This window comes from Parapedobacter sp. ISTM3 (assembly GCF_016533505.1).
GTDB classification, from domain to species: Bacteria; Bacteroidota; Bacteroidia; order Sphingobacteriales; family Sphingobacteriaceae; genus Parapedobacter; species Parapedobacter luteus.
The window spans coordinates 178,731-193,249 of sequence record NZ_JAENGN010000003.1; the positions used below are offsets into that span (position 1 = coordinate 178,731).

Genomic DNA, 14,519 nt, shown 5'->3' on the forward strand with positions numbered 1-14,519 from the left:
AGAAAGCAGTTTAAGTGATTATAAGTTGTTAATAAACGTTAAATGATGGTTAACAGATTGGCTTACCGCTACGATATAGCCGTTGGCCAATAGGCGTTTTGTTGCATCTATTTTTTTGTTTGGTGAGTGAAAGTTTGTATCATTGTGAGAGTAAAAACCAATTAATTCCCATTTATACCTCCATGGCGAAGGAAAAAGACCGTATCCGATTAAGGCAGCTAAAGGCAGGTGACGAGTCTGTGTTCTCCGAGATATACGACGCGCATTGGGAGTCGTTGTTTAAATACGTCATCCGGATTTTGCCGGATCAGGATGATGCGGCAGACATCGTCCAAGAGACGTTTGTGACATTTTGGGAACTTCGCAGGCAATTGGATGGCGTAAAGACGGTCAAAGCGTATTTATTTGTCATGGCGCGGAATCTTGCTTTCAGGCGATTCCGGGATTACGTAAAACGGACGGAGGTGGAGGATAAGCTCGCCCAGTTTTATGGAGATCCCGTGGTAAATTTAGAACAGTTGGTTGGAGCTAAGGAGTTAGCCAATCTCTTGGATGCCGAAATCGAAAAACTTCCAAAGCGCATGCGTGAAGTATTTGTGTTGAGCCGTAAAGAACACCTATCCTACAAAGAAATCGCAGAACGGCTCCATATTTCTGACCAGACCGTCAAAAAACAAATCAATAACTCATTGAAGTATTTACGTCTTAAGATTGACGAGGAATACATTCCATATTTAATGTTGCTCGTCATCATCGATAAACTGACGTGAGTACCATCTTTGTCAAATAATAGCGGATGGTCTGTATGTTTCGAGCTAAATCCCTATCTTCGTACCGATGGATAATTTTATCGTTTCGGCCCGTAAATACCGTCCAGCTACGTTTGACACCGTAGTTGGTCAACAGCATATAACGGTTACCCTCAAAAACGCCATAAAAAACAACCAACTCGCGCAGGCCTTTTTGTTCTGTGGTCCGCGGGGCGTTGGAAAGACCACCTGTGCACGCATTCTGGCGAAGACCATTAATTGCGGCCATTTGTCGGATGACACTGAAGCCTGCGGTGAATGCGACAGCTGCAAGTCGTTTCAAAACGGCAACTCCTTCAGCATACACGAACTGGATGCCGCGTCTAATAACTCGGTAGACGACATCCGGAATCTGATTGACCAGGTGCGGATTCCGCCTCAGACCGGTAAGTATAAGATATACATCATCGATGAGGTGCATATGTTGTCGCAGGCTGCATTCAATGCGTTCCTGAAGACACTCGAAGAGCCGCCTTCCTATGCTATTTTTATTTTAGCCACTACGGAGAAGCATAAGATTCTGCCCACTATCCTTTCGCGGTGCCAGATCTTTGATTTCAACCGCATCAAGGTAGCGGATATGGCCAATCACTTGGCTTCCATCGCTGCCAAAGAAGGGGTGTCGTATGACGCTGACGGATTGCATGTCATCGCACAGAAAGCCGATGGCGGTCTGCGGGATGCGCTATCCATGTTCGATCAGATCGTCAGTTTCTCTAACAAGCAGGTGACCTACCAAGCGGTTATTGACAACCTTAATATCCTCGATTATGATTACTATTTCCGGCTTACTGACGCGGTTATTGGGGAGGACTCTCCGGCTGCATTGCTTATACTCGATGAGATATTGTCCCGCGGCTTCGATGGCAGCCATTTTATCGGTGGGTTAGGGTCACATTTCCGGGATTTACTGGTGGCGAAAGAGCCCTCCACGCTGAAGCTGTTGGATACCAGTGATACTATCCGCCAACGATATTTGCAACAATCCCAGCAGGTGTCTTCGGGTTTGCTGCTTTCGGCATTGAATATCGCAAATCAATGCGAAATCAATTACCGCACCAGCAAAAACCAACGGCTCCAGGTGGAATTAGCGTTGCTGAAAATGTGCCATATCGCCTCGGCCATCCAGTTGGCAAAAAACGGAGCCGCGTCGGTAGCGGTTGAAAAAAAAAAGCCCAGTGAGTCTGTAACACCCACCAATGGCGCACCCACCAATGGTACGCCCGTCAATGGCATGGTGCAGGCTGCGACCGCTCCAGTGCAGGCCGTTCCCGCACCGGCTTCAGCCGTCGCAAGCACCGTCCACAGTGCACCGGTCGCCGATCCGCAGCCGCCGGTCACCGACCGCCCGTCGCCAGACTCTCAAAAAAAGCGGTCCTGGGGAGCGGTGAAGCTCAGTAATGTGATTCCCGATCTGAATACCATCTTTGACGACAAACAAGCGGCCGCGCAAACAGATGAGCCCGAGCTGCTGACAGGTGATGAGCGTGAGCCGTTCAGCCATGACGAGTTGCTGAAACACTGGCATGCCTTCGCTGATAAGCTGAAAGCCGAAAACAAAATTAACCTGTTTACACTGATGACGGCCAATCCCCCGCAGTTGTTGCCCGATTTTCAGGTAGGCGTAGTTGTGGAAAATCCCATCCAGCTGGATTTATTGAATGCTTCAAAAATCGATATCCTCAACGAGCTCCGTTTCAAGTTGCGAAATTTCGCCGTTGATTTGATACCCAAGCACGTTGTCAATGACTCCACGCGCAAGCCCTATACCGCGCAGGAAAAATACCAGGCCATGGCGGCCAAGAATCCGGCACTTGATACCTTACGGAAAGCCTTTAATCTGGGGTTGGAATAAATCGATTACCCTTATCCGCCGTATAGTGGTGTGATCGCGCCACTAAAGTCATGCGCGTTTAAGTTTCCGCTCACCCAATAGCCAGGCTGCTTTTCTCGGCGGCTCCAGCTTGATACTGGGCGAGCCTTCCGCATGTTTCCGGATATGGGCTACCACCTCGTCTACCGAATCGGTAAAGAGCAGGAGGTCCATGTCTTCGGGGCTGATGGTCTCTTCCTCCATCATGCGCTGTACATGGGCGATGATTTCCTTATGGAACCCAACCCCCATCACCACAATCGGAAACCGCTGGATTTTGCCGGTCTGGATGAGCGTTAGCGTTTCAAAAAATTCGTCCAGCGTGCCGAAGCCGCCGGGCAGGACCACGAAGGCGAAGGAGTATTTACGCAAAAGTTCTTTGCGGACAAAGAAATATTCCATGGTCACAAACCGGTCGAGGTAGGGATTGTGTTTTTGCTCATGTGGGAGCAGGATATTGCACCCTACAGAAAGTGCCCCCACATCTTTGGCGCCGCGGTTTGCCGCCTCCATGATGCCGGGGCCACCGCCGGTCATGATGGCAAAACCCAGTTTACCGATTTCGGCCGACACCTTACGGGCCAGTTCATAATAGGGGTGGTCTTCTTTAAAACGGGCGGAGCCGAATACGGTGACGCATGGACCGATGAAATGCAGCCCTCTGAAGCCCTTGAGAAACTGCATGACCACCCCGCCAACATATTTAAATTCCTTCCAGCGGGCGCGTGCGCCCTCCATAAATTTCTTTTCTTCCCTAAAAAACGCATTGCTCATCGTGTCATGTGTTATAATGGTTTACCAATTCAGTAGCTTCTTGTATGATTCTTCTCTTTTTCCGCGGCCCGCAGTCCAATGTTTCCAGGTGTGTTTTATCCGCAAGCAAATCTTTTACCAAGATGCAACTACGTGCCAGCAGCTGGTCTTTTTCGATTTTGTTGATGGTCGTCAGGCACGTGACTGGGTATAAGCCGGCGTTATCCACCCGGCGTTTGATGCTTTTATCCTCAGGATAATCCCAAGCGAGGAGATTCAGCCCATAGTATTGCGCAAAACGGATGGAATCGCTTGTCATATACGCGTTGGTGACCAGCCAGCCTGCTGTAAATCGGAGTTGCCTGCCAAAGAAAGAAAATTCGCGGCTGTCGAAATCCTTTACCCGCGATAAGAAATACATCGGGGTCGTAACCGTGATTTTCGCGTCCTCCGTATTACGGAATTTACATTCCACCAATAGCAACTCATCATCTTTTTGCGCCACCACATCCACCTCGTGGGTTACGGCGTTGCCGACCAGCAATTGGCTGGTTAAGGTTTGGTAATGAGCGTGTTCAAAAAGGCGCGCTACCCATTGTTCAAAATAATAACCCGCCGGTCCCAGGTTTTTGAGTGCCCGTTTAAGGCTATAGCGGGCAGCGAAAGAATCGGCCTCTCTTTTTAATAAGCGGAAAGCAAGTTTGTAAAGTTCACCGGTGCTCATCCCATCGTAAACCATCGTTTTCATCCTATCCCAGACCCCGTTTACGACATCTGGCGCTGCCCCAGATTTGGACAGCGAGCCTTTTAAACGATTGACGTCAAACGCAACCAATTCGCCTGAATATTTCTTGACACGCATAGCCGGAGATTTTCAACGGCGGCAATATGCATATTTTTTAGACGGATGCCAAATTTTGAAGGCGTGCAGCGAGCGTTATGGGGTGCGTTTTTCCACTAAGCCAGGCCACGGATCGCGGGCTGTTGGGGCTGCCACCTTTCCAGCAAGGCAGGCAGTTGGCCGAAATCGCCGATTTCGGCATCCGATATCTCCAGCTCATCGATCCCCCACTCTTCCCAGCCCATGACATTGAGCCAAATGGTCTTGCAGCCAACAGCCTTTGAAGGCAAGATATCCCGGTTGTAAGAGTCGCCCACAGCTACACACTCTTCAGGTGAATACCCGAGCCGGCTGACCCCTTTTTCGTATATCTCAGTATTGAAATGCATCGCCGATGTACTGGATTCCACAACATCTGCAAAATATTGTTTAATGCCGAATTCGGTGAGCACGGCATTTAGGTTGCCGTAGAAATTGGAAACAAGGACGATGGGGAATGTGCTCGATAAACGCTCCAAGATACGTTTTGTGCCCCTTAGCGTGCGCAGCGCTAAGTTATTGCATTCTTTGGCGATAGTCTGTACATTGTTGTAATCCAATTGATAGCCCTGCGCGGTTAAGTAGTCGAATTGCTGGGTGATTTTATGTACCAGTACATCCAGGAAGATATGGCTCGGTTTGATGACATCCTCGGAAGCTAATACCTGTTCGGAGTAGGTATACGCCCTGTTGAACACGGACTTGTCCAAGCCGATGATGTGCTTTTGAAATTTATGCCACAGGATGGCTCCCCAATGCTGCCCATTTGTATCAATGGTGCCCTCATAATTTAATAGAATCCCTCTGGTTTGCATGTTGTGAAGTTATTTGATCCAACAATCGACTGTTTGACTTTTTGTTTTTATTAGTCAAAAGTATAAATATTTTTTATCGTTTAATCCAACTTTTTTAGGTAGACGATAATAATGACTAATAAATTACAATTTGAATTTGATATTTTTATAAAGTGCTGTTTTTTAACTTTTTTTGCGGTAATTGAGGATTGCCCATCCGTTGAGAACGACGGCAAACCCCAGCATAGCACCCAGGTGCGGGAATACGTCGGCCCAGCCGCTCCCTTTAAGTACGATCATGCGCATGACTTCAACGAGGTAGCTGACCGGATTCAGGCGGGATACCGCCTTAGCCCACGGGGGCATGCTATCGATGGAGGTAAACAGTCCGCCCATCAGGATGAATATCATCATGAAGAAAAACATGATAAACATGGCTTGCTGCTGCGTATCGGTATAGGTGGATATCAGTAAACCGAAACCCAGTACAGCCAGCAGGTAAATGCTTATGAAGCCATACATTGCCGGTATGCTGCCCTTGGGGAAAATGCCGTAAATCACCCATGAAACCAATAAGCCCACGGTAAAAACCACATTGCCCAATACCCAGAAGGGAATGAGTTTGCCGAGAATGAAATGGTGTTTTTTAATGGGCGTCACATTGATTTGTTCGATGGTGCCGATTTCTTTTTCCTTAACAATATTCAGCGCAGAAAGGAATCCGCCCACCATGGTCAGCAAAATGGCCAGGATGCCCGGCACCATGAAAAACTGGTAGCTCAGCAAGGGATTAAAGCGGTTGGCCGGAATGACCTCGATGGTGGCCGCCGGCCGGAAGCGCGTAGGCGCTATCCATTCCATACGGATACCGTCGTTGTAATCGCGCAGGATGCTGGATAGGTAAGCACTTCCCAAACCGGCCTTTGTGCCGTTGATGGCGTTGACGGCGATGAACAATTGCTGGTGTCCGTTGCGGATCAGATCGCGCTCGAAACCGCGCGGTATTTCCAGCACGAGGTCGGCTTTATCCTGCTCAATAAGCCGGTAGGCCTCCTTGAAGGAAGCATGGTATCCCTGCAACCTGAAATAGCCCGAGGCGGTAATTTTCGCAACCAGTTGCTGCGCATAAGGCGAATGGTCGTGGTCCACCACCGAAAGGTTGATGTTTTTGACCTCGTAATCGGCCGCAAGCGGCAGGATGATAAGCTGCATCACAGGCATCACGATGATAAGCGCGAGAATGGCCCGATTCCTGAAAATCTGGCGAAACTCCTTTTGCAATAAAAATTTAACCGTTCTCATTCCAACCGTATCTTAAAACTCTTTAAGCTGATGACGAAGAAAAATAGCGTGATACCGCACAGTATCAATGTCTCCCTCCAGATCCCTTCCAAGCCTACCCCTTTGATCATGATGGATTTCACGATGATGTAAAACCATTTGGCGGGGACGATGTTGGCGAAGATTTGCAAGGGCACGGGCATGTTTTCAATCGGAAACATGAAACCGCTGAACATCATGGTGGGCAGCAGCATACCCATCAACGAAATAAGCATGGCTACCTGCTGTGATTTGGCCCTGATGGAGATGAAGATGCCCAATGTAAGACAAGTGATGATGAATAACGTACTTTCGGCAAAAAGCAACAGCCAGCTGCCCGCCACGGGGAGATCCAATACCCATACACTCATCGACAAGATGGACAGCACATTGACCAACGACAGCAACAAGTAGGGGACCGCTTTGGCGAGGATGACCCACATCGGCTTGAATGGCGAGACCAGCAAGACTTCCATGGTGCCCGTTTCCTTTTCACGTACGATGGAAATGGCAGTCATCATCACCGATACGAGCATCAGCACCAGCGCCATCACACCCGGTACAAAATTGGGTGCTCCTTTCAGCTGCGGGTTGTACAGCATCCGGACTTCGGGCGTGATCCGGTAAGGCAGCCCGTTGCCTTCATTCAGTTCCGTTTGGTAGTCCTGGATGATGGAGGAGACATAGCCGGTCAGCGTCGTTGCCCCGTTGGGGTCGGATGCATCCGCAATGACTTGTATTTGCGCGTGGTTTTGGTGGTTGAGGTCGCTCTGGAACCGGGCAGGGAATACAACGGCCAGTTTGATATGGCCTTCCTTGAATGCGGCTTCCATCCGACTTTTGTCCATCACGTTTTCCCGGACCTCAAAGTAGCTGCTTGCCGCAAGGCGGTTGATGATGTGCCTGGAGGCATCATCCCTGGCGTGGTCAATAACGACCACCTGAGCATTTTTGATCTCATTGGTGAGTGCAAAGCCAAAGATGAGGATCTGTGCGAGTGGCATACCGAAGAGTATAAGCAACGTTCTCCGGTCGCGCAGCACATGAAAAAATTCTTTTTTGACAAACGCGATAAACTGCCTCATGTTAGTCTCCTCTCTTTGCTCCGCGGGCCAATTGATAGAACACACCGTCCATCGAAGGCTCGCCGAATTGTTGTTTCAGTTCGCTTGGGGTACCCAAGGCGTTGATGCGGCCATCCACCATGATGGAGACGCGATTGCAATATTCAGCCTCATCCATGTAGTGGGTCGTCACGAACACGGTGATGCCGCTGGCGGCGGCCTCATGAATCAACGCCCAGAACTGCCTGCGCGTCACGGGGTCGACCCCGCCGGTAGGCTCATCCAGAAACACGATACGCGGCTCATGCAATATCGATACGGAAAATGCCAGCTTCTGTTTCCAGCCCAACGGCAGTTCGCCTACCAGCTTCCCGCGTTCGGCCTGCAGCCCCAGGCGCTCAATCAGCGCTTTGCTTTTGGATTGAAGCTGATGGTTGCTCAGGCCGTATATTCCGCCGAAAAAACGGATATTTTCGGCTACCGTAAGGTCTTCATACAACGAAAACTTTTGGCTCATGTAGCCGATGTGGCGCTTGATCTGCTCGGTCTGCCGGTAGATGTCAAATCCGGCAACAGTGGCCCGGCCAGATGAGGGGACGGACAGGCCGCATAGCATGCGCATGGCCGTCGTTTTGCCGGCGCCGTTGGCTCCCAAAAACCCGAATATTTCTCCTTTGTATACGTCGAATGTAATCGCGTTGGTTGCGATGAAATCACCAAACCGTTTGGTTAGGTTTTCGACAGTGATGACCGGTTCCCTAAGTGTCATGGCGTACAAGCATGTTAATGAAACAATCTTCGATGGTCGGTGCAATCGGCTTTACTTCAATATCGGCGAAACCTTCGGCCGTAAGGAATTGCGTCAGTTTGTCCGGCAGGTTATACCCACTCATGCCCCGTGTATCCAAATGGATAACTTCGCCGAATAAATAGCTATGCATATGCGGGTAATACGTGGATAATACGTGGATGAGACGTGGGATATCCGTGGCTTTAACGGCATATAAGCTGTTGGGGTAGGCGGCCGCGATCCCCTGCGGCGTGTCAATCGAGAGGATGCGCCCGTGTTGGATAAGCGCAATACGGTCACATAACGAGGCCTCGTCCATATAGGGCGTCGAAACCAGTATCGTGATGCCCTGCTGCCGGAGTCGCTTAAGCATCTCCCAAAACTCCCGGCGCGATACAGGGTCTACACCGGTAGTGGGTTCGTCGAGGAACAAAACGGTGGGCTTGTGTATCAACGCGCAGCAAAGGGCCAGTTTTTGTTTCATGCCGCCCGAAAGCCGGCCCGCGCGGCGCTTGTGAAAAGGGGCGATCTGTACGTAAATATCTTCAATGAGGTGGTAGTTTTCCTTGACCGTGGTATTGAATACCGTTGCAAAGAAATCAAGGTTTTCCTCGATGCTGAGGTCGGGGTAGAGCGAAAAGCGGCCCGGCATATAACCCACCTTGCTGCGTATCAGCTTGTAATCGTTCACGATGTCATGCCCGGCTACGGTAGCCGATCCCTTGTCGGGTATCAAGAGTGTGGCGAGCATGCGGAAGATGCTGCTTTTGCCTGCACCGTCCGGCCCGATGAGACCAAACAATTCACCTTTTTCTACCGAAAAAGAGACGTCATCCACCGCCTTGACCGTGCCGTGGGTATACGTTTTCGTAATATTCTTTAAACTAACCATATGTTCCTGTCATGTACGTTATCTTCTGTCGCCGGCAGTTATCACCGGCCACTATCAAACCGCATTTCGCCATACATGCCGATTTTTAGCAAACCATCGTTCTTCACACGGATTTTCGTCGCGTACACCAAGTGCTCACGTTCGTCCTTCGTTTGGATGGTTTTGGGTGTAAACTCCGCTTTATCACTTATCCATTCCACCAGGCCTTCATATTCGCGGTAGCCGCCGTCTGCACCATCCACCAGTACGGTCACCGGTTGATTCAGTTTGAGCTGGGCAAATTGGGGAGCGGTCACATATGCCCGGAGGATGATGGTGGAGAGGTCTGCGATTTTATAAAGCGGTTTGCCGGTTGCAGCCACTTCGTTTACTTCAGCATATTTCACGAGTACCGTGCCTTCCACGGGATTAACGATACGGCTTTTGGCCAATCGGTCTTCCAATTGCGCGATCTGGATTTCGAGCGGCAAGGCCTCCTGCGTGATGCTTGCAGTAGTAATGCCGAGCGACGATTGCTGCGCTGCGATCTGTTTCGTGATGATGGCCACCTGTGCATCGGCATCATCCAGCTGTTTGCGTGTAGCGGCGTCGGCTTTCACCAGGCCGGCTATCCGCTGCTGTTCGCGTATTGCTTGTCTCAGTTGCTCTTGCAGCGCAGCCACTTGAGCCTGGATGTCCGGCCGTTTGCTAAGCATTGCAGCGATTTGCGATTGAAGCTGGCTTTTTTGCAGGTGCAGTTGTGTACTATCCACATAACCCACGGCCTGCCCGGCATGGAGGTGCTGGCCTTCTACGACGTTCAATTCTTTGATGGCGCCGTTAGCTTCTGCCGATACGATGGTTTCCACCGCTTCGAATGTGCCAGCCGCATCGTAGTGATGTTGCTCCGGAGCGCACGCCGCCAATAAGAGGGAGGCGATGGTTATTGTTTTTGCGCTATTGATACGTTTCATTTTGATGTACATGGTGTTTGCTGTTTCAATCATGATGAGGTGTGATGTCCGTAACTTATAGATTCCCTGCTGTATATTGGCGATCGTATTGTGCTTTTAATAACTCGATTTCGTGCTGGATTTTGGCCAGTCTGGCATGATCTTCAGCATTGACTTCGCGCAAATAATCGGCGGTGTTGATGATGCCGTTTTCCAGCTGCGCAAGCGCAGCCGCTTTCACCGATGATCGGAGGGCGATGATTTTGTCGTCGCGCGCCAATAATTTTGCATATTTGGCTATTTCGGTGTTTTGTTGTTTCATGGCGAGGTCGGTATTGAATAGAAAAACATCCTTTTGCACATCGATGATCTTTTTCCGGATGTCCAGCGTTGCCTTTTCTTTCTTTAAGGTATAGAAGCCAGACAATGGAATGGCCAGCCGGATACCGCCGTAGTAATAGGCTTCAAAATCATTGCTCAGCATATTGAGTGCCGGACGGCCCAATCCGCCCTGCATGAATAAGCCAAGCCGGGGCCTGTTTTTCGCTGTCAGCAGTTTGCGATCCACGTCTATGCTACTTTGCTGCTGTGCATACCATCCCAATTCGGGGCGGTTGATCGCCGCCGTTGATGGGGCAGCCTCCGGCCGTTCCAAAACGGTATCTTCATCCAACTGCTGGTTGATGAATAAACCAAGCATGTGCAAATAAGCGGTTCGCGTGGTTTGCAACGCTATATTGTGCTGTTCGGCCTTGAGCAATTCGGCTTCCAGTAAACTTCCGCTGCTTTTCAGTGCCGTGCCATTGGCAATGGCAGCCCCGGTTTTTGCCATGCCTGCCTGGATATCGTTTATCAACAGTCCGGTTTGTGCCAATTGGGCATCCAGCAAAAGCACGCCAAAAAACAACTGGGTGACACGCTCCTTTATTTGATACTGTGCTACGTTCACCGCTTGTTGCTCTACCTCAGCCGCAGCCTCGATGGCCGCTTTTTGCAGTTTAATGCGGCCACCGTCATAGAGGCTTTGGTTAACTTCGCCAAAGAGCTTGTATTGATCATTGCTCAAGGAGGGGACATCCGCACCCGGCAGTTGTATCGGAAGTTGGGTTACCGCCGACTGATAGGTGGCTTGCCCATTGACATTGATTTGTGGCAGGTAGCCGGTATGTGCTTGCTCGGTAGCATATTTAGCGCTTTGGGCTATTAAGTCATATTGCTTCACCAAGGGATAGTTTGCCGTGGCTAATGAACAGGTTTCCCGTAGCGTAAGCGATCGCGTCTGTGCGCGGAGCGGTGGCTGAAAGAGCAGCAGGCACCAGCAGATGGATAGGGCAGTGTGTTTAATCATTTTGTTTATTCTTTTGAATTAATCATTTGATTAATATTTGGGTAAAAAAATAGGACGGCATGATGCCGTCACGGTGTTTCCAGCATGGCCTGAAACCATATTTTTATTAATTTTTTCCGTTCATTTATCAGGGTGATTGCCCGTTCGGACGTGATTCCGGTAATCAGCTGCAGCAGCGGCTTGCCGATAAACGGAAAGATAATCAAGCCCAGCATGTTGAATATGAAGTGCAAAGGATCGATATCGGGGCGTCTTGCTGCCAGTTGTTTGAAGAATGCAGAATCAACGATTTTTGTTTTGGTCTTGATTAAGTTGGCAAACTTGTCCGGGTTGTTCTTGATTTCGGCCAGTACGAACAAGGGGAGATCCGGATTGGATAAGAGGGTGTTGATGTAATGCTCGGATACTTCGGCTACCTTTTCTTCGATGGTGGTTTTTTCGTTTGCCAGGACAGGGCCTATCTTACCCAGCAGCAGCTGCATTTTTTCCATGATGACGATTTCAAAGAGCTTTTCCTTGCTGCGGAAATAGTAGTTCAGCAATGCCAGGTTAATGCCCGCTTCTTCGGCGATATCGCGTGTACGCGTAGCAGCATAACCTTTTTGAGTAAATACCTTGCGGGCGGCTTCCTTGATTTTTTCCTCGGTGCTCAAATCGCCCGGAATGTCCTTCTTCTTTGCCATGTATCGTTCTTGTACGCGGCAAAACTAAAACGAAATTTTGGTTTAACCAAATATTTTAATCATTTGATTAATATTATTAGTAAGTATGCAGCTGATGCAACCGTGCGCGCCGTATCAAATGACTTTGCTGGTTGCCACTCCTACCCACACAAGCGCGATGCCGAGCAGGACACTGAGTAAGGTATAAGCAACCGCGGCAAGCGTTTGCTGCTGCTCAATGAGGAGTAAATTTTCGTTGGCAAACGCCGAAAAAGTCGTGTAACCGCCGCAAAACCCGGTGATGAGCAGCAAGCGGAGGCTGCTGTTGGCATAAGGAGGCTGGCTGAAGGTGCCCGCCAGCAAGCCGATGAGGAAACAACCTGAGAGATTGACCAATAGTGTGGCAATAGGGAACGCCCCCTGTGCCCATCTGCTGGTCAATACCGATACGAGAAACCGAAGCATGCTGCCCACTGCCCCGCCGATGCCTACTGCGATAAGTTGTTTGAACATGACAGGAAATTATAGGTTATCAATTGGCTTACGCAGGTTGATACCGAGGCTTTTGAACTGCGAAGGGGTAAGGCCGGTGATTTTTTTGAATTGCGCAGACAGGTAAGCCACGCTGCTATACCCCAGCCGATAGGCGATTTCGCTCAGTGTCAGCTCGTTGTAGGAGAGTAATTCCTTGACCTTTTCCATGCGTTGCAAGATGACATAGTGTTCGATCGTGACGCCCTCTTTTTCCGAAAAAAGCTTGCTTAGCTGGGAATATTCTTTATGAAGTTCGTTCTGCAAGACACTGGTAAATGGAAATTGATTGTCTTCCCGTTGGTGTACATGCTGGATAATGATGGATTTGATTTTTTCGACCAATTGCTGTTGCTGGTCGTCCAATAATTCAAAACCTAACATTTCCAACTGGCGCTGCAGCTCCACGTATTGCGTTTCCGTCAGCGGTTGGCTGATGATCACTTCACCGAGCCGCACGTCCAATGGCGTGATACCCATAGCGGCAAATACCTGCGAAACGGCCTGGATGCACCGTGGACATACCATGTTCTTGATGGCGATTTTCATAAAGACAAAGATAGGCTTTTTGCTTTAGGTTCATTTCAAAACAACTCCCTGCTTAGGATATAGATGCCCATGGTGAGTACGCACCAGCCGAAGCCGGAGCGCAGCCGGTAGCCGGGTATGTGGCGGCTCATGGCACTGCCGATGATAACGCCGCAAATCGTAATGCCTAAAATCCTGAAAAGAAACGGCCAGTCGATATAAACATGCCCAATATCACCGATAAAACCCACCATTGAATTGATGGTGATGATGAACAATGAAGTACCAATAGCTTCTTTTATCGGGATATGCATCAGCAATACCAAGGCTGGAATAATCAGAAAGCCACCGCCGGCACCCAAAAGCCCGGTAACCAAACCGATGCCGAACCCAAAACCGAGTAGCTTAGGCAGGGTGGTCTGCGGAGCCGGGGCTGCCACTTCGCGGTGTCCAAGAATCATCGATACGGACGCCGCAAGCATTAGCGCCGCAAAGAATACCATCAGTGCATTGGATTTGGTAATGACAATGGTTTCCCATTGGAAGAGCGTATCCGGAATTGCAGGTAAGGCATATTTGCGGACCATGAAAACGGTTGCCACCGAAATAAGGCCAAACGACAAGGCGGCCCTGATATTGACGCATCCCTTGGTATGTTGGTAGATCGTGCCCGCAAGGCTCGTAAATCCCACAATGAATAGCGAGTACGACGTAGCAACTGCAGGTTCAAAATGAAACAAATAGACCAATACCGGCACCGTAAGGATCGAACCACCACCGCCTATGAGGCCCAGGGAAATGCCAATAAATACGGACAAGATGTAGCCGACAATTTCCATCGGGTGCTTCAAGAATTGGTCTTGGGGGGCAAAGTACGTTTAATTTAGCAACGATACCAAACGCGCCACAAAATATCGTTGCCGTTTTCGGGAAAAATCCCGGCTTTGCTTAGGTTTCCTAAAACCAAATGCGTTACCGGTTGTTTCTATAGCAGTTAACAAAAATAAGTTTATCAAGAGATAGGATAGAAGGTATGAATACCAAGACCAAAGAAGTACTGGATGACGTAAAAGAACGGCTCCAGGAGGCCAGCGAACACCGCAACATAGCCAATTCCGAGCGATTACTGTCTGTAGGCGCGGGAGCTTTCGTGCTTTATACCGGCATTACCCGTATGTTTAGATCACCGTTGGCGTCCCTTGCCGAAGTCGTGCTGGGAGGTGCGCTGATTCTTCGCGGAGCCACAGGCTACTGCCCAGTGAAAGATTCGGTATGCCCTGATCGGGACGTCGCGCTCGCCGAGCGGATTGTCGAAGAATAAGGCCGGGGTATTTTGGCCGGTC

16 protein-coding genes are annotated in these 14,519 nt (G+C 49.7%); 3 read left to right on the forward strand and 13 right to left on the reverse strand.

Going from position 1 to position 14,519, the window contains the following annotated elements; translation table 11 throughout:
- Nucleotides 1–182: 182 nt before the first annotated feature.
- Together JHJ32_RS05740 and JHJ32_RS05745 are read left to right on the forward strand one after the other, a co-directional pair.
- Complete coding sequence (locus JHJ32_RS05740) at nt 183–770, forward strand: RNA polymerase sigma factor (RefSeq protein WP_200120286.1); 588 nt, start codon at nt 183–185, stop codon at nt 768–770.
- A gap of 67 nt (nt 771–837) precedes the next feature.
- Nucleotides 838–2,664, forward strand: a complete 1,827-nt coding sequence (locus tag JHJ32_RS05745; RefSeq protein WP_200120287.1) for a DNA polymerase III subunit gamma/tau — start codon at nt 838–840, stop codon at nt 2,662–2,664.
- 48 nt (nt 2,665–2,712) lie between these two features.
- Here JHJ32_RS05745 and JHJ32_RS05750 read toward each other — a convergent pair whose 3' ends face one another.
- The 13 genes from JHJ32_RS05750 to JHJ32_RS05810 all read right to left on the reverse strand — a co-directional run bounded on the left by JHJ32_RS05750 (nt 2,713) and on the right by JHJ32_RS05810 (nt 14,027).
- Entirely contained in the window at nt 2,713–3,456 is a 744-nt protein-coding gene (locus JHJ32_RS05750) for a TIGR00730 family Rossman fold protein (protein WP_079716189.1), read from the reverse strand.
- A 4-nt stretch (nt 3,457–3,460) separates the two neighbouring features.
- Nucleotides 3,461–4,297: a restriction endonuclease gene (locus JHJ32_RS05755; protein ID WP_200120288.1), complete on the reverse strand. Its 837-nt coding sequence runs from the start codon at nt 4,295–4,297 to the stop codon at nt 3,461–3,463.
- Between the two features lie 95 nt (nt 4,298–4,392).
- Entirely contained in the window at nt 4,393–5,130 is a 738-nt protein-coding gene (locus JHJ32_RS05760; protein WP_079716187.1) for an HAD family hydrolase, read from the reverse strand.
- Between the two features lie 162 nt (nt 5,131–5,292).
- Entirely contained in the window at nt 5,293–6,411 is a 1,119-nt protein-coding gene (locus tag JHJ32_RS05765) for an ABC transporter permease (protein ID WP_200120289.1), read from the reverse strand.
- Entirely contained in the window at nt 6,408–7,514 is a 1,107-nt protein-coding gene (locus JHJ32_RS05770; RefSeq protein WP_200120290.1) for an ABC transporter permease, read from the reverse strand. The genes JHJ32_RS05765 and JHJ32_RS05770 overlap by 4 nt, the downstream gene beginning before the upstream one ends.
- Nucleotide 7,515: 1 nt before the next feature.
- Nucleotides 7,516–8,262, reverse strand: coding sequence for an ABC transporter ATP-binding protein (locus tag JHJ32_RS05775; protein ID WP_079716184.1), 747 nt, complete (start codon nt 8,260–8,262; stop codon nt 7,516–7,518).
- Nucleotides 8,252–9,175, reverse strand: coding sequence for an ABC transporter ATP-binding protein (locus JHJ32_RS05780; RefSeq protein WP_200120291.1), 924 nt, complete (start codon nt 9,173–9,175; stop codon nt 8,252–8,254). The genes JHJ32_RS05775 and JHJ32_RS05780 overlap by 11 nt, the downstream gene beginning before the upstream one ends.
- Nucleotides 9,176–9,216: 41 nt before the next feature.
- Entirely contained in the window at nt 9,217–10,161 is a 945-nt protein-coding gene (locus tag JHJ32_RS05785; RefSeq protein WP_233632500.1) for an HlyD family secretion protein, read from the reverse strand.
- Between the two features lie 22 nt (nt 10,162–10,183).
- Entirely contained in the window at nt 10,184–11,455 is a 1,272-nt protein-coding gene (locus JHJ32_RS05790) for a TolC family protein (protein WP_200120292.1), read from the reverse strand.
- Nucleotides 11,456–11,523: 68 nt separating this feature from the next.
- Entirely contained in the window at nt 11,524–12,138 is a 615-nt protein-coding gene (locus tag JHJ32_RS05795) for a TetR/AcrR family transcriptional regulator (protein WP_079716182.1), read from the reverse strand.
- A 114-nt stretch (nt 12,139–12,252) separates the two neighbouring features.
- Nucleotides 12,253–12,630: a fluoride efflux transporter CrcB gene (crcB, locus tag JHJ32_RS05800; protein ID WP_200120293.1), complete on the reverse strand. Its 378-nt coding sequence runs from the start codon at nt 12,628–12,630 to the stop codon at nt 12,253–12,255.
- Nucleotides 12,631–12,639: 9 nt separating this feature from the next.
- The gene (locus JHJ32_RS05805) at nt 12,640–13,197 is read right to left on the reverse strand and encodes an AraC family transcriptional regulator (protein ID WP_200120294.1); all 558 of its coding nucleotides are present in this window, start codon (nt 13,195–13,197) and stop codon (nt 12,640–12,642) included.
- A 35-nt stretch (nt 13,198–13,232) separates the two neighbouring features.
- Nucleotides 13,233–14,027 (reverse strand): sulfite exporter TauE/SafE family protein, encoded by a 795-nt coding sequence (locus JHJ32_RS05810; RefSeq protein ID WP_233632501.1) that lies wholly within the window; start codon nt 14,025–14,027, stop codon nt 13,233–13,235.
- 182 nt (nt 14,028–14,209) lie between these two features.
- On the opposite strand from JHJ32_RS05810, the gene JHJ32_RS05815 reads away from it, so the two are divergent.
- Nucleotides 14,210–14,497 (forward strand): DUF2892 domain-containing protein, encoded by a 288-nt coding sequence (locus JHJ32_RS05815; RefSeq protein WP_079716179.1) that lies wholly within the window; start codon nt 14,210–14,212, stop codon nt 14,495–14,497.
- Nucleotides 14,498–14,519 lie beyond the last annotated feature (22 nt).